Genomic DNA, 14,197 nt, shown 5'->3' with positions numbered 1-14,197 from the left:
CCGACCGGCGGACGCGAGGCACGCTCGCCGTCGGGCCCTGCGTACTATCGCGGGGTGAGCGAGCTCGAGCCCAGTGCCCCTGCGACGGACCCGTTCGGCCTCATCGGCCTGACCTACGACGACGTCCTGCTCCTTCCGGGAGAGACCGACGTGGTCCCGAGCGAGGTCGACACGACCTCGCGACTCACGCGCGAGATCTCGGTCGCGATCCCGCTCGTGTCCGCGGCGATGGACACCGTGACCGAGGCGCGCATGGCGGTGGCGATGGCGCGCCAGGGCGGTGTCGGCGTGCTGCACCGCAACCTCTCGATCGAGGACCAGGCCCACCAGGTGGACCTCGTCAAGCGGTCCGAGAGCGGCATGGTGTCGGACCCGGTGACGATCAGCCCGGACGCGACCCTCGCCGAGCTCGACGAGCAGTGCGGCCGCTACCGGGTGTCGGGCCTGCCGGTCGTGGACGGCGAGCGACGCCTGCTCGGGATCGTCACCAACCGCGACCTGCGGTTCGTCGCCCCCGCGGACTACCCGACGCTGCGCGTGCACGAGGTCATGACCCCGCAGCCCCTCGTGACGGGGCCGGTGGGCATCGCGCGCGAGGACGCGGCGGCGCTGCTCGCCAAGCACAAGGTCGAGAAGCTCCCGCTGGTCGACGAGCGCGGCGTGCTCCAGGGCCTCATCACGGTCAAGGACTTCGTCAAGAGCGAGCAGTACCCGTCGGCCACCAAGGACGGGGAGGGACGCCTGCTCGTGGGAGCCGCGGTGGGCTTCTTCGGCGACGCGTGGGACCGCGTGGGTGCGCTGGTCGACGCGGGCGTCGACGTGCTGGTGGTCGACACCGCGAACGGCCACGCACGCCTCATGCTCGACATGGTGCGCCGGATCAAGGGCGACCCCGCGATGCGGCACGTCCAGGTGATCGGCGGGAACATCGCGACGCGCGAGGGCGCCCAGGCCCTCGTCGACGCCGGTGTCGACGCCGTCAAGGTGGGTGTGGGACCGGGCTCGATCTGCACCACGCGCGTGGTCGCCGGGGTGGGCGTGCCGCAGGTCACCGCGATCCACGAGGCCGCCAAGGCGTGCCGTCCCGCGGGCGTGCCCGTCATCGGGGACGGCGGCCTGCAGTACTCGGGTGACATCGCGAAGGCGTTGGTCGCGGGCGCCGACACCGTGATGCTGGGCGGCCTGCTCGCCGGCTGCGACGAGAGCCCGGGGGACCTGGTGTTCGTCAACGGCAAGCAGTTCAAGCGCTACCGCGGCATGGCCTCGCTGGGCGCGATGCAGTCGCGGGGCGACCGGCGGTCGTACTCCAAGGACCGCTACTTCCAGGGCGACCTTGGCGACGACGAGATCATCACCGAGGGCATCGAGGGCCAGGTGCCGTACCGCGGTCCGCTCGGCGCCGTCGCGCACCAGCTGGTCGGCGGCCTGCACCAGTCGATGTTCTACGTGGGCGCTCGCACCGTTCCGCAGCTCCAGGAGCGGGGCCGGTTCGTGCGGATCACCTCGGCGGGCCTCAAGGAGTCCCACCCGCACGACGTGCAGATGGTCTCCGAGGCACCCAACTACAGCGGGCGGTGAGCGCGCCGGTGCAGCTGCCCCCGGCGCCCGCGGTCGACGACGTCACGGCACTGGTCGAACGCGTCGCGCACCAGGTCGTCGCACCGCGGTTCCGGGCGCTCGCAGCCGGCGACGTGAGCGAGAAGGGGCCCGGCGACCTCGTGACGGTGGTCGACACCGAGGCCGAACGGGCCCTCGCGGCAGGGCTCGCGGAGCTCGCCCCCGGTGTGCCCGTGGTGGGCGAGGAGGCGGCGTCGCTCGACGCGCGCGTCCTCGACGCCCTCGACGCCCCGCGCACGTGGGTGGTGGACCCGATCGACGGGACGCGCGCCTTCGTCGAGGGCGAGCCCGACTACGCCGTCATGGTCGCGCTCGTCGAGCACGGGAGCGCGGTCGCGGGCTGGATCTGCCTGCCGGAGCCGGGGGAGACCTACGTCGCCGAGCGTGGTGCGGGGGCCTGGGTCTCGGGCCGCCGGCTGCAGCCGGCCGCGGCGCACGAGCCGCTGGTCGGCGGGGTCGCGACCTCCTACCTGCCGCCTGCGGTGCGCGCGCACCTCGACGCGCGTGCGCCCGCGCTGGGCCCACGCATCACGACGAGCGAGCGGCTGTGGGCGGGGAAGGCGTACGCCGACCTCGCGGCCGGACGCCGGGACGTGTGCCTGTGGTGGCGCACCCAGCCGTGGGACCACGCGGCGGGAGCGGTGCTCGTCCGCGAGTCGGGTGGTGTGAGCCGACGGCTCGACGGCTCCGACTACCTGCCCGGGACGGCCGGGACGGGGCTCCTGGTGAGCCGCACGGCCGAGGTGGACACCCGTGTGCGTGCCGTTCTCGAGCCCGACGCCCTCGCGCGAGACGTCGTCGACCGCGACGCGACGGCCTGACGCGTCAGACCCCCTCCAGCAGGGGCCGGGCGACCGGCCACGCCTCGTCGGTGCCGGGCGGCGCGAGATCGTGGCGTCGCCGGTAGGCGCGGGCCCTGCGACGGTGGGTCGCCGCCTGCAGCCGGTGCAGCGAGCCGAGCGGGCGCCGCGCGACGGTCGGGAAGCGGCCGACGACGGCGTCGAGCAGCCCGAGGGCCGCGAGGGCGTCGCCCTCGGCGGTGTGCAGGCCGTGCGTCGGCACCCCGTAGTGGGCGCACAGGTCCGCGAGCCTGCGCGTGCCCGGCCGGTGCCGGTCGAACGAGCGGTCGAGCACCCACGGGTCGAGGACCAGGTGGCTGCTGCCGGGCGCACGTGCCTCGAGCGTCGGCAGCCCGTGACGGTGCAGCTCGGCCTCGAGGAGCGAGAGGTCGAACGCGGCGTTGAACGCGACCACGGGCTCGCCGTGGACGAGAGCCTCGGCGAGGGCCGTCGCGAGCTCGTCGAGGGCCGCACGGGCGTCACGACCGTGCGTCCGGGCGTGCTCGGTGGTGATCCCGTGCACGGCCGTCGCGAGCGCCGGGATCGACCGACCGGGGTCGACCAGCCAGGTGCGGACCACGGTGCCGCGGGCGTCGCGCCGCACGACCGCCGCCGAGACGATGCGGTCGTGGCGGACGTCGACCCCCGTGGTCTCGGTGTCGAACGCGACGACGGGTCCTCCGTGCCATGCGGCACGGTCCCGACGCCACCACCTGCGCGCCCGACGGAGCAGGGCTGCCCAGGGCGACCGCTGTCGTCCGGCCGCTCCGGCCCTGGGCCTCGTCACCTGCGTCACCTCCGCGCTCCCGGTGTGCTCCCGGCCTGCTCTCGGCCTGCTCTCGGGTACGCCCCCCGTGTGCTTCCCAGCCTGCCAGCGGGTACCCACACGGCAGGGCCCACCACGCCGGGATGCGCACCCGCGCGGTGTGGCGCAGGCTCGAGGGACCACCGGAGGAAGGAGCAGGATGAGTCACCTCACCGGACGCACCGTCGCCTTCCTGACCAGCAGCAAGGGGATCGAGGAGCCCGAGCTGACCGAGCCGTGGCGCGTCGTCGAGGAGCACGGCGGGACCCCGCTGCTCGTGGCGCCCGAGCGCGGTGAGGTCTCGACGGTCAACAACGACCTCGACCCGGGCGGCAGCTACCCGGTCGACCGCGCCTACGGCGAGATCTCCGTGAGCGACCTGGACCTGCTCGTGGTGCCGGGCGGCACCGTCAACGCCGACTCCCTGCGCCTCGAGGAGCAGGCGGTCGCGCTCGTCCGCGACGTGGTCGCGGCGGGCAAGCCGGTCGCGGCGATCTGTCACGGACCGTGGGCGCTCGTCGAGGCGGACGCGGTGCGCGGCAAGCAGCTCACGTCGTACCCGAGCCTCGCGACGGACATCCGCAACGCCGGCGGCTCGTGGGAGGACCGTGAGGTGGTCGTGGACCACGAGGGGTTCCCGCTCGTGACCTCGCGCAACCCGGACGACCTGAAGGCGTTCACCTCGGCGATCGTCGAGCTGTTCGGCTGAACGCGCTTCCGTCCGCCCGGCGCCCGCCGTCCGTGCCCGTCCCGCCGTCGGCGGCGCGGACGGACGGCAGGCGCGGCGCGCGCCGGTAGCCTGGGCGCGTGAGCAACGAGATCGAGATCGGCCGCGGCAAGCGCGGTCGCCGGGCCTTCTCCTTCGACGACGTCGCCGTGGTGCCCTCGCGCCGCACGCGTGACCCGGAGGAGGTCTCGGTCGGCTGGCAGATCGACGCGTACCACTTCGAGCTGCCCGTGGTGGCTGCCCCGATGGACTCGGTGATGAGCCCCGAGACCGCGGTGGCGCTCGGTCGTCACGGTGGGCTCGGTGTGCTGGACCTCGAGGGGCTGTGGACGCGCTACGAGAACCCGACCTCGCTGCTCGAGGAGATCGCGGCGCTGGCGCCCGACGAGGCGACCGGTCGGATGCAGCAGATCTACGCCGCGCCGATCATCCCCGAGCTCATCACCCAGCGGCTGCAGGAGGTGCGGGCGTCGGGCGTGACCGTGGCGGGTGCGCTCTCGCCGCAGCGCACCCAGCAGTACTGGAAGAACGTCGTCGACGCGGGGGTCGACCTGTTCGTCATCCGCGGCACCACCGTGTCGGCCGAGCACGTCTCGGGCCGCGCCGAGCCGCTCAACCTCAAGCGCTTCATCTACGAGCTCGACGTGCCGGTGATCGTGGGCGGCGCGTCGACGTACACCGCGGCCCTGCACCTCATGCGCACGGGTGCCGCGGGCGTGCTCGTCGGCTTCGGCGGGGGAGCGGCGCACACCACGCGCGTCTCGCTCGGCATCCACGCGCCCATGGCCACGGCGGTGGCCGACGTCGCCGCGGCGCGTCGTGACTACCTCGACGAGTCCGGCGGCAGGTACGTGCACGTGATCGCCGACGGTGGCGTGGGCCGCTCGGGCGACCTGGTGAAGGCCGTGGCCTGCGGCGCCGACGCCGTGATGCTCGGCGCGGCGCTCGCGCGCTCGGCCGAGGCGCCCGGCCGCGGCTGGCACTGGGGCCCCGAGGCGCACCACCCGCAGCTGCCGCGCGGCGAGCGCGTCGAGGTGGGCACCGCGGGCACGCTCGAGGAGATCCTCTTCGGCCCGGGCCGGCAGGCCGACGGCACGCTCAACCTGGTGGGTGCGCTGCGCCGGGCGCTCGCGACCACGGGCTACTCGGACCTCAAGGAGTTCCAGCGGGTCGAGGTCGTCGTCTCGCCCTACCAGCCCCACTGACCCGCACGACAAGGCCCCGGTGAGCCCTGCTCGCCGGGGCCTTCGTCGTGCCCGCTCCCGGACGGGCTCGCCCGTCGCAGCGCCGTCGTCCGGGTGGGGGCTTTGGTCCCGGGTCGGATCCGGTTCTGTCCCTCACCCTTGACAAGCGGACACAAACGGAAATAGACAAAGGCATTGCAACATCTGGTCGGGCGCCGACGACGGCGTCCAGGGCGGCGAGGGAGCCATGTACGCGACGGAGCGGCAGCAGGAGATCCTGGGTCGCGCGCGCCGTGACGGCCGCGTCGAGGTCAAGGAGCTCGCCGAGGCCCTCGACGTCACGCCCGAGACCGTGCGCCGCGACCTCACGGCCCTCGAGCGCCGTGCGCTACTGCGCCGGGTGCACGGCGGTGCCATCCCCGTCGAGCGGCTGGGCATCGAGCCCGCGGTCTCGGACCGCGAGGGTCGCATGGCCGGGCAGAAGGAGCGCATCGCCAAGGCCGCGCTCGACGAGGTGCCCGAGGGCGGCGCGATCATCCTCGACGCCGGCACCACGACCATCCGCCTCGCGGAGATGCTGCCCACCGACCGTGAGCTGACCGTCGTGACGCACGGCCTGCCGGTCGCGATGGTGCTCGCCACGCGCAGCAACATCACGCTGCACCTCCTGGGTGGCACGGTGCGCGGCCGCACGCTCGCCGCCGTGGGCCCGTGGGCCGAGCGGTCGATGCAGGACGTGTTCGCCGACGTCGCGTTCCTCGGCACCAACGGCATCACGGCCGAGCGCGGGCTCACCACGCCGGACCTCGCTGAAGCGGGCGTCAAGCGCGCCCTGGTCGCCGCGGCCCGCCGCACCGTGGTGCTCACCGACCACACGAAGTTCGGCCGGGCCGACTTCGCCCAGGTGGCGCCGCTCAGCGCGGTCGACACCGTGATCACCGACCTCGACCTCGACCCGGACCTCGCGGACGAGGTCGAGGCCGCCGGACCCAGGGTGGTGCGCGCATGATCCTCACCGTCACGCTCAACCCGAGCCTCGACCGCACGGTCGAGGTGGACCGCCTGGTGCGCGGTGCCGTGCAGCGAGCCACGGCCACGCACCTGCACCCGGGTGGCAAGGGCGTCAACGTGAGCCGCGCGCTGCTCGCCAACGGCGTGCCGAGCCGGGCCGTGCTGCCCGTCGCGGGCCCCGAGGGTGCCGAGATCGTCGAGCTGCTCGAGGCCGAGCGCGTGGGTGCCACCGTGGTCCCCGTCTCGGGCCGCACCCGCTCGAACATCACGGTCGCCGAGGCCGACGGCACCGTCACCAAGATCAACGAGCCTGGCGCCGAGCTGACGCCCGACGAGCTCGACGTGGTGCTCACCCGCGCGATGGAGGACGCCGTCCCGGGCGGCTGGCTCGTGCTGTGCGGGAGCCTGCCCCCCGGGGCCCCCGTCGACGCGTACGCCCGGATGACGCGCCGCGCGAGCGACGCGGGCCTGCGGGTCGCGGTCGACACGAGCGGACCGGCGTTCGCGCTCGCCGTGGCCGCGGGACCGGACCTGGTCAAGCCGAACGCCGAGGAGCTCGCCGAGGCCGTGGGTCGTCCGCTGACGTCGCGCGCCGAGGTCGCCGAGGCCGCCCGCGAGCTCCAGGCCGCGGGTGCGCGCACGGTGCTCGTGAGCCTCGGTGGGGCGGGCGCGATGCTCGTGACCGCCGACGGCGAGGTGCGCGTGGGCGAGTCCGTCGCCGCGGAGCCGCGCAGCACCGTGGGCGCCGGCGACGCGTTCCTCGCGGGCTTCCTGGCCCACGACGAGCTCTCCGGGACGCGCGGCGCGGGCCGCCCCGGCGACGACGTCGCCGACCCCGACGGGGCGCTCCTGCGTGCGCTCTCGTGGGGCGCGGCGGCCGTGCAGCTCCCGGGGAGCCAGATGCCCTGCCCGGCCGACGTGGACCCGGGCGCCGCGCGCCTGCTCCCGGCCGACTCCCTCGATCTCCGTCTCGCCGAGCCGCTCGTCGGCACGGGGTGAACGGGCACGACCCTCGCGCTCCCCGGGGCGCCCCGCAGCACCGAGCACGGACAGCATCCCCAACTGGCACGAAGGAGTTCCAGAGATGAGCGAGTACACACCCACGGTCACCGGGACGGGGGCCAAGGCCACCGTCCAACGGTTCGGCGGCTACCTGGCCGGCATGGTCATGCCCAACATCGGCGCGTTCATCGCGTGGGGCCTGATCACGGCCCTCTTCATCGAGAAGGGCTGGACCCCGGTCGGCCAGATCGGTGGCTGGGGCGAGAACGCGGACGGCGAGCCGTGGACCGGCCTCGTGGGCCCGATGATCACCTACCTGCTCCCGCTGCTCATCGGCTTCACGGGCGGCCGCATGGTGCACGGCAACCGCGGCGGCGTGGTCGGTGCGATCGCGACCGTCGGCGTGATCGTCGGCACCGGCTCGCCCATGTTCCTCGGCGCGATGGCGATGGGCCCGCTCGCCGCCTGGATCATCAAGAAGATCGACGAGGCCGTGCAGCACCGCACCAAGGCCGGCTTCGAGATGCTCGTCGACAACTTCACGGCGGGCATCGTGGGGGCGGGCATGGCGATCGCGGGCCTGCTCGCGATCGGTCCGGTGGTCGACACGATCATGGGCTGGGCCGAGAGCGCCGTCGGCTTCCTCGTCGACAACAGCCTGCTGCCCCTCGCCTCGCTGATCATCGAGCCCGGCAAGGTGCTCTTCCTCAACAACGCGATCAACCACGGCGTCCTCACCCCGCTCGGCGCGGCCGAGTCGACCGAGGCGGGCAAGTCGATCCTGTTCATGCTCGAGACCAACCCCGGCCCCGGCCTGGGCATCCTGCTGGCCTTCATGTTCTTCGGCCCGCGCATGCTGCGGCCCTCGACCCCGGCCGCGATCGTCATCCACTTCTTCGGCGGCATCCACGAGATCTACTTCCCGTACATCCTCATGAAGCCGCAGCTCATCGCGGCCGCGATCCTCGGCGGTGCGTCGGGCATCCTGACGAACATCATCACCGGGTCGGGACTCGTCGCGTCGCCAGCACCGGGGTCGATCTTCGCCTACATGGCGATGACGCCGCGCGGTGGTCACCTGGCGGTGCTGCTCGGCATCGCCGTCGCCGCGATCGTGAGCTTCGTGGTCGCCGCCCTGCTCCTCGGCCTCGGCCGCAAGGAGCCGCAGGAGGACGAGGAGGGCGACGACGCGCTGGCCGAGGCACGTGCCGAGGTCGCCGAGCGCAAGGCGGCGTCCAAGGCGGGCACCACGACCACCGCGACCGCCCGCAACGAGGCGACCGCGCACAACGAGGCCGTGACGGGTGACGCGAGCCCGGCCTGAGCTGTACGCATGACCCAGGGGCACGCGTGACCTACGGGTACGCATGACCCGCGGGTCGCACGACACGGGAGCACGACCCGGTGCGGGGCCACGGCACGTGGCCCCGCACCCCGACCACAGGAGGAACCATGGGCACCATCGACGGCAGTGCGGTCAAGAAGCTCGTCGTCGCGTGCGACGCCGGGATGGGCAGCAGCGTCATGCTCGCCTCGACCGTGCGCAAGCAGCTCGCGAAGAACGGCGTCACGGTCGAGCACACCTCGGTCCAGGAGATCCCGGCGGACGCCGACGTCGTGCTCACCCACGCAGGGCTCGCCGAGCGGGCTCGGGGCGTGGCCGGGAGCACCCCGGTGGTCCCGTTCAACCTGTTCCTGGGCGACCCGGCCGTGACCAAGGTCGTCAGCGCGATCCAGAAGGGTCAGACGATCGATGTCTGACGTCGACCCGGCCGCACTCCTCGCGCCGGACGCGATCCGCCTGGCCGAGACCGCCGCCGACCGCGACGAGGCGATCCGCCGGTGCGGGCAGGCCCTCGTGGACAGCGGCGCCGTCGAGCCCGCCTACGTCCCGGCGATGCTCGAGCGCGAGGAGTCGGTCTCGACGTACATCGGTGAGGGCGTGGCGATCCCGCACGCGACCCTCGCCGGCAAGGCCGCCGTCGTGCGGGACGCCCTGAGCTTCCTGCGCTTCCCGGACGGGGTGGACTGGGACGGCGCGACCGTGCACGTGGCGATCGGCATCGCGGCGAAGGGCGACGGTCACGTCGCGATCCTCGCGGAGCTCGCCCAGGTGCTGCTGGACCCCGAGCGGGCCGAGGCTCTGCGATCGGCCGAGACCGCCGACGCCGTGCTCGCCCTGCTCACCCCGGCGCCGGAGACACCGGAGCCCACCCGAGAAGGAGAACCATGAGAGTCGCACGCTTCCACGCCCCCGGCGACGTCCGCCTCGAGGACGCCCCCGAGCCCACGGCCGGGGCCACGGAGGTCAAGATCCGGGTCCGGGCCTGCTCGACCTGCGGCACCGACGTCAAGATCTCGAAGTTCGGCCACCACCACATCCACCCGCCGCGCGTCATGGGCCACGAGATCGCCGGCGAGGTGGTCCAGGTCGGCGCGGGCGTCGAGGGCTGGGCCGAGGGCGACCGCGTGCAGGTGATCGCCGCGATCCCGTGCGGCGAGTGCGCGTTCTGCGCCAAGGGGCAGATGAACATCTGCCCGAACCAGGTGTCGATGGGCTACCACTTCGACGGCGGCTTCGCCGAGTACATGGTGGTGCCCGAGAACGTGCTCAAGGTCGACGGCCTCAACCGCATCCCCGAGGGCCTGAGCTTCGCCGAGGCGAGCGTGGCCGAGCCGCTGGCCTGCGCGCTCAACGCGCAGGAGCTTGTGCGGATCAACCCGGGCGACGACGTCGTGGTGGTGGGCTCGGGCCCGATCGGCTGCCTGCACGAGCGCCTCGCGCGCTCGTACGGTGCGGCGCGCGTGTTCCTCGTCGAGCTGAGCCGCGAGCGCCTCGACATGGCGGCCGAGCTGGTCAGCCCCGACGCCGCGATCTGCAGCGCCGACGAGGACGCCGTCGAGCGGATCCGTGAGCTCACCGACGGGCGCGGCGTGGACGTCGCGATCACCGCCGCGGCCTCGGGTGCGGCGCAGGAGCAGGCGCTCCAGATGCTCGCGCGCGGCGGGCGGATCAGCTTCTTCGGCGGCCTGCCCAAGGACAACCCGACGATCACGCTCGACTCGAACCTCGTGCACTACAGCGAGCTCACGATCGTGGGCGCCAACGGATCGAGCCCCGAGCACAACAAGCGTGCGCTCCAACTCATCGCCGACGGCAAGGTCCCGGTCAAGGACCTCATCACCCACCTGCTGCCGCTCGACCAGGTGCTCGAGGGCATCGGCATCGTCCAGCGCGGCGAGGCCATCAAGGTCACGATCGAGCCCTGAACCCCCGGGCACCGGGGCGCCCCCACCGCGCCCCGGTGCCCCGGCCCCGGCGCACGCCGGGACCCCGCAACCCATCCCGCGGGACCAGCCCGCACCCGCACACCGCACGAAGGAGTGGACATGGCTCAGCGCAGCGCCGTCGTGGCGTCGAAGGTCGGTCTGCACGCCCGTCCCGCCAAGCTCTTCACGCAGGCCGTCGGCGCCTCTGGCCTCGGCGTCCGCATCGCCAAGGGCGACGCGCCCCCCGTCGACGCGGCGAGCATCCTGCGGGTCATGGCCCTCGGGGTGAAGAACGGCGAGGAGGTCACGCTGAGCGCCGAGGGCGAGGGCGCCGACGACGTGCTCGCCGAGCTCGTCGAGCTGCTCGAGACCGACCTCGACGCGGAGGCGTGATGGCCACCTCGCAGACCACGCTGCACGGCTCGGGCGTCGGACGCGGCGCCGTCGTCGGGCCCGTGGCCCGTGCCCACCCGGCGCCCGCGCTGCACACCGAGGCGCCACCGCCCGACGACGTCGCTGCCGCGGTCGCCGAGGTCACGGAGGCGTTCGCCCAGGTCGCACGGACGCTCGAGAAGCGCGCCGAGGAGGCCGGCGGCACGATCGCCGACGTGCTGGGCGCGACCGCGATGATGGCGGCCGACCCCGAGCTGGTGGGCCAGGTGCGCTCGCGGATCGAGGGCGGGCAGGCCGCCGTGCCGGCGGTCGACCGCTCGGTCGCGGAGTTCGCCGACCTGTTCACCGCCGCGGGTGGGTACCTCGCCGAGCGGGTGACCGACCTGCGCAGCGTGCGTGACCGCGTGGTCGCGCGGCTGCTGGGCCTGCCCGAGCCCGGCGTGCCGGCGCTCGCACGCCCCTCCGTCGTGGTCGCGGACGACCTCTCACCCGCGGACACGGCCGCCCTCGAGCTCGACAAGGTGCTCGGCATCGTGATCGAGCAGGGCGGGCCCACGGGCCACACGGCGATCATCGCGGGTCAGCTCGGCATCCCGTGCGTGGTGCGGGTCGTCGGGGCGTCGGCGCTCGAGGACGGCACCGAGGTGGCGGTCGACGCCGCTGCGGGGACCGTGGTCGTAGACCCCGACGACGAGCTGCGGGGACGCGTCGAGACGCGCCGCGAGGCGCTCGCGACCCTCGCGGGACGGACCGACCCGGGTACGACGGCCGACGGTCACGCGGTCGCCCTGCTCGCCAACATCGGCACCGCGGAGGACGCCGAGCGGCTCACCGACGCGGCGGTCGAGGGCGTGGGCCTGTTCCGCACCGAGGTGCTCTACCTGGGCCGCACGTCCGCCCCCACCGAGGACGAGCAGGCCGAGGTCTACGCCCGCGCCCTGGGTGCGCTCGGCGGGCGCAAGGTGGTGGTGCGGACGCTCGACGCCGGCGCCGACAAGCCGCTCGCGTTCGTGACCCGCTCGGGCGAGGAGAACCCCGCGCTGGGCGTGCGCGGCTTCCGGCTCGTGCGCACCGACGAGGAGCTGCTGCGGACCCAGCTGCGCGCGATCGCGCGTGCGGCCGAGCGCACGGGCGGCGACCCGTGGGTCATGGCCCCGATGATCGCCTCGGTCGAGGAGGCCGAGCAGTTCGCGACCCTCGCGCGTGCCGAGGGCGTGCGCACCGTCGGCGTGATGGTCGAGGTGCCGGCTGCCGCTCTTCGCGCGCGCGACCTGCTCGCCGTCGTGGACTTCGTCTCGCTCGGCACGAACGACCTCGCGCAGTACACGATGGCGACCGACCGTCTGCTGGGGGAGCTCGTCGACCTGCTCGACCCCTGGCAGCCCGCGGTGCTCGACCTGGTGGCCGCGACGGCCGAGGCCGGCCTCGACGTGGGCAAGCCCGTGGGTGTGTGCGGGGAGTCGGCGGCCGACCCGGCGATGGCCCTGGTGCTGACGGGACTGGGGGTCACGAGCCTGTCGATGTCCCCGGCCGCCGTGCCGGGGGTGCGCTTCGCGCTCAGCCGGCACAGCCTCGAGCGCTGCCGCGAGATTGCCGCGGCCGCGCGGTCCGCGCGCACCGCCGTCGACGCCCGGCGAGCGTGCCTCGGGCTCGTCGACGCCCAGGTCCGGGAGGTGCTCGCGCTCGGCTGACCGGCGTGGGTGGGGCGGCGTACCCTGCCCGCATGGCCGAGCCGCAGCCCTTCCGCGCCGACGTCGTCGACCCCGACCAGGACCCGACGGCCACCTGGGCCCTCGAGCCCGACGACGTCGCGCCCCTGCTCGCGCGCGTCGCGGCGCGCCCCGGGGCGCCGCGGGTCACCACGCGCACGCCCTTGACCGGCGCCCCGCTGGCCGACGTGCCGACGTCGACGCCGCAGGACGTGGTGGAGGCCGTCGAGCGCGCGCGTGCCGTCCAGCGCGGCTGGGCCCACCGTCCCGTGGCCGAGCGTGCTGCGGTGCTGCTGCGCCTGCACGACCTGCTGCTCGACCGGGCGTCAGAGGTGCTCAACCTCGTCCAGCTCGAGAACGGCAAGGCGCGCGTCCACGCCTACGAGGAGGTCGCCGACGTCGCGCTCGTCGCACGCCACTACGCGCGGCGCGCCGGGGCGCTGCTGGCCCCGCGCCGGGTCCAGGGGCTCATCCCCGGGCTGACCTCGACGCGTGTGGTGCGCCACCCCGTGGGCGTCGTGGGCGTCGTCGGGCCCTTCAACTACCCGTTCAACCTCACGATCGGTGACGCGCTCGCCGCCCTCGTCGCCGGGAACGGCGTGGTGATCAAACCTGATGCGCAGACGCCGCTGACCACTCTGTGGGGTGCCGCGCTGCTCGAGGAGGCGGGGCTGCCGCCGGGCCTGCTCGCGGTCGTCCACGGGGACGGGCGAGCCCTCGGCGAGGCTCTGGTGGACGCCGTCGACCACGTCGTGCTGACGGGCTCGACGCCTACGGGACGGACCGTGGCGGCACGTGCGGGGGAGCGGCTCGTCGGGACGACGCTCGAGCTGGGCGGCAAGAACGTCCTCTACGTCGCGCCGGACGCCGACCCGCAGGTCGCGGCCGAGGGCGCCGTGCGGGCGTGCTTCTCGAACTCGGGTCAGCTGTGCGTCTCGGTCGAGCGGCTGCTGCTGCACGAGGACGTCGCCGACGCGTTCCTCGCGGCGTTCGTGCCGCGGGTGCGTGCGCTGCGCCTGGGTGCCGGGCTCGACTACGCGGTCGACATCGGCTCGCTGACCTCGCACGCCCAGCTCGAGCGCGTGCGCACGCACGTCGAGGACGCGATCTCGCGCGGGGCGACCGTGCTCGCCGGCGGGGTGCACCGCACCGACGTCGGGCCGCTGTTCTACGAGCCGACCGTGCTCACGGACGTGCCCGAGGACGCGCTCGCGAGCCGTGAGGAGACCTTCGGCCCCGTGGTCTCGGTCGCGACCGTGCGCCACGAGGACGAGGTGGTGCGGCTGGTCAACGCAGGGGACGTGGGCCTGGCCGCGAGCATCTGGACGCGCGACACGACGCACGGGCGCCGGCTCGCGCAGCGCCTCGAGGTCGGCATGGTCAACGTCAACGAGGGCTATGCGGCCGCGTGGGGGAGCACCGCCGCACCGCTCGGCGGCGTCAAGGGCTCGGGGTCGGGGCGCCGGCACGGCCCGGAGGGTCTGTGGGCGACGACGTGGACGCAGACGGTCGCGGTGCAGCGCGGTGCGCACCACGGGCTCGGGCTCGGGCGGCTCTACGCGATGCCCGCCGAGCGGTGGACCGCGCTGTTCACGCGTGGGCTGCGCGCGATGCGCAGGCTCGGCATGTCCTGACGCGAG

At 74.1% G+C, this 14,197-nt stretch carries 14 protein-coding genes; 13 read left to right on the top strand and 1 reads right to left on the bottom strand.

The annotated features are described in order from the left end of the window. Nucleotides 1–54 precede the first annotated feature (54 nt). Nucleotides 55–1,578 (top strand): IMP dehydrogenase, encoded by a 1,524-nt coding sequence (gene guaB / locus GXB85_RS01480; RefSeq protein ID WP_161915844.1) that lies wholly within the window; start codon nt 55–57, stop codon nt 1,576–1,578. Next, nucleotides 1,575–2,438, top strand: coding sequence for an inositol monophosphatase (locus tag GXB85_RS01475; protein ID WP_370523933.1), 864 nt, complete (start codon nt 1,575–1,577; stop codon nt 2,436–2,438). The genes guaB and GXB85_RS01475 overlap by 4 nt, the downstream gene beginning before the upstream one ends. 4 nt (nt 2,439–2,442) lie before the next feature. Here the strand turns inward: GXB85_RS01475 and GXB85_RS01470 are convergent, their stop codons facing one another. Next, nucleotides 2,443–3,243 carry an exonuclease domain-containing protein gene (locus tag GXB85_RS01470; protein ID WP_370523932.1) on the bottom strand — a complete coding sequence of 267 codons (801 nt, stop codon included), beginning with the start codon at nt 3,241–3,243 and terminating at the stop codon, nt 2,443–2,445. A gap of 178 nt (nt 3,244–3,421) precedes the next feature. On the opposite strand from GXB85_RS01470, the gene GXB85_RS01465 reads away from it, so the two are divergent. The 11 genes from GXB85_RS01465 (at nt 3,422) to GXB85_RS01415 (ending at nt 14,191) form a co-directional block, all read left to right on the top strand. Beyond that, on the top strand, nt 3,422–3,970 hold the full coding sequence (locus GXB85_RS01465; RefSeq protein ID WP_161915842.1) for a type 1 glutamine amidotransferase domain-containing protein: 549 nt from the start codon (nt 3,422–3,424) through the stop codon (nt 3,968–3,970). 98 nt (nt 3,971–4,068) lie between these two features. Continuing rightward, complete coding sequence (locus GXB85_RS01460; protein ID WP_161915841.1) at nt 4,069–5,193, top strand: GuaB3 family IMP dehydrogenase-related protein; 1,125 nt, start codon at nt 4,069–4,071, stop codon at nt 5,191–5,193. 226 nt (nt 5,194–5,419) lie between these two features. Then, on the top strand, nt 5,420–6,181 hold the full coding sequence (locus tag GXB85_RS01455) for a DeoR/GlpR family DNA-binding transcription regulator (protein ID WP_161915840.1): 762 nt from the start codon (nt 5,420–5,422) through the stop codon (nt 6,179–6,181). Further along, nucleotides 6,178–7,182, top strand: coding sequence for a 1-phosphofructokinase family hexose kinase (locus tag GXB85_RS01450; protein WP_161915839.1), 1,005 nt, complete (start codon nt 6,178–6,180; stop codon nt 7,180–7,182). Before GXB85_RS01455 ends, GXB85_RS01450 begins: the two co-directional genes overlap by 4 nt. 85 nt (nt 7,183–7,267) lie before the next feature. Next, nucleotides 7,268–8,509, top strand: coding sequence for a PTS mannitol transporter subunit IICB (gene mtlA / locus GXB85_RS01445; protein ID WP_161915838.1), 1,242 nt, complete (start codon nt 7,268–7,270; stop codon nt 8,507–8,509). A gap of 128 nt (nt 8,510–8,637) precedes the next feature. After that, nucleotides 8,638–8,946: a PTS lactose transporter subunit IIB gene (locus GXB85_RS01440; protein ID WP_161915837.1), complete on the top strand. Its 309-nt coding sequence runs from the start codon at nt 8,638–8,640 to the stop codon at nt 8,944–8,946. Beyond that, nucleotides 8,939–9,418: a PTS sugar transporter subunit IIA gene (locus tag GXB85_RS01435; protein WP_161915836.1), complete on the top strand. Its 480-nt coding sequence runs from the start codon at nt 8,939–8,941 to the stop codon at nt 9,416–9,418. Before GXB85_RS01440 ends, GXB85_RS01435 begins: the two co-directional genes overlap by 8 nt. Then, on the top strand, nt 9,415–10,455 hold the full coding sequence (locus tag GXB85_RS01430) for a zinc-dependent dehydrogenase (RefSeq protein WP_161915835.1): 1,041 nt from the start codon (nt 9,415–9,417) through the stop codon (nt 10,453–10,455). Before GXB85_RS01435 ends, GXB85_RS01430 begins: the two co-directional genes overlap by 4 nt. A gap of 120 nt (nt 10,456–10,575) precedes the next feature. Continuing rightward, a complete protein-coding gene (locus tag GXB85_RS01425; protein WP_161915834.1) occupies nt 10,576–10,848 on the top strand; it encodes an HPr family phosphocarrier protein in 273 nt (90 codons plus the stop codon). Beyond that, complete coding sequence (gene ptsP, locus GXB85_RS01420; RefSeq protein WP_161915833.1) at nt 10,848–12,539, top strand: phosphoenolpyruvate--protein phosphotransferase; 1,692 nt, start codon at nt 10,848–10,850, stop codon at nt 12,537–12,539. The genes GXB85_RS01425 and ptsP overlap by 1 nt, the downstream gene beginning before the upstream one ends. A gap of 32 nt (nt 12,540–12,571) precedes the next feature. Next, nucleotides 12,572–14,191 carry a succinic semialdehyde dehydrogenase gene (locus GXB85_RS01415; protein WP_161915832.1) on the top strand — a complete coding sequence of 540 codons (1,620 nt, stop codon included), beginning with the start codon at nt 12,572–12,574 and terminating at the stop codon, nt 14,189–14,191. The last annotated feature ends 6 nt before the right edge of the window (nt 14,192–14,197 follow it).

Source organism: Cellulomonas sp. APG4 (assembly GCF_009996735.1).
GTDB lineage: Bacteria > Actinomycetota > Actinomycetes > Actinomycetales > Cellulomonadaceae > Actinotalea.
Note: the sequence above shows the minus strand (reverse complement) of the source record. Positions and strands in the feature narration are given on the sequence as shown.

Coding starts and splice junctions, on each gene's coding strand:
- GXB85_RS01465 (WP_161915842.1), top strand. CDS start 3,422: ATGAGTCACCTCACCGGACGCACCGTCGCCTTCCTGACCAGCAGCAAG.
- GXB85_RS01455 (WP_161915840.1), top strand. CDS start 5,420: ATGTACGCGACGGAGCGGCAGCAGGAGATCCTGGGTCGCGCGCGCCGT.
- GXB85_RS01450 (WP_161915839.1), top strand. CDS start 6,178: ATGATCCTCACCGTCACGCTCAACCCGAGCCTCGACCGCACGGTCGAG.
- mtlA (WP_161915838.1), top strand. CDS start 7,268: ATGAGCGAGTACACACCCACGGTCACCGGGACGGGGGCCAAGGCCACC.
- GXB85_RS01440 (WP_161915837.1), top strand. CDS start 8,638: ATGGGCACCATCGACGGCAGTGCGGTCAAGAAGCTCGTCGTCGCGTGC.
- GXB85_RS01435 (WP_161915836.1), top strand. CDS start 8,939: ATGTCTGACGTCGACCCGGCCGCACTCCTCGCGCCGGACGCGATCCGC.
- GXB85_RS01430 (WP_161915835.1), top strand. CDS start 9,415: ATGAGAGTCGCACGCTTCCACGCCCCCGGCGACGTCCGCCTCGAGGAC.
- GXB85_RS01425 (WP_161915834.1), top strand. CDS start 10,576: ATGGCTCAGCGCAGCGCCGTCGTGGCGTCGAAGGTCGGTCTGCACGCC.
- ptsP (WP_161915833.1), top strand. CDS start 10,848: ATGGCCACCTCGCAGACCACGCTGCACGGCTCGGGCGTCGGACGCGGC.
- GXB85_RS01415 (WP_161915832.1), top strand. CDS start 12,572: ATGGCCGAGCCGCAGCCCTTCCGCGCCGACGTCGTCGACCCCGACCAG.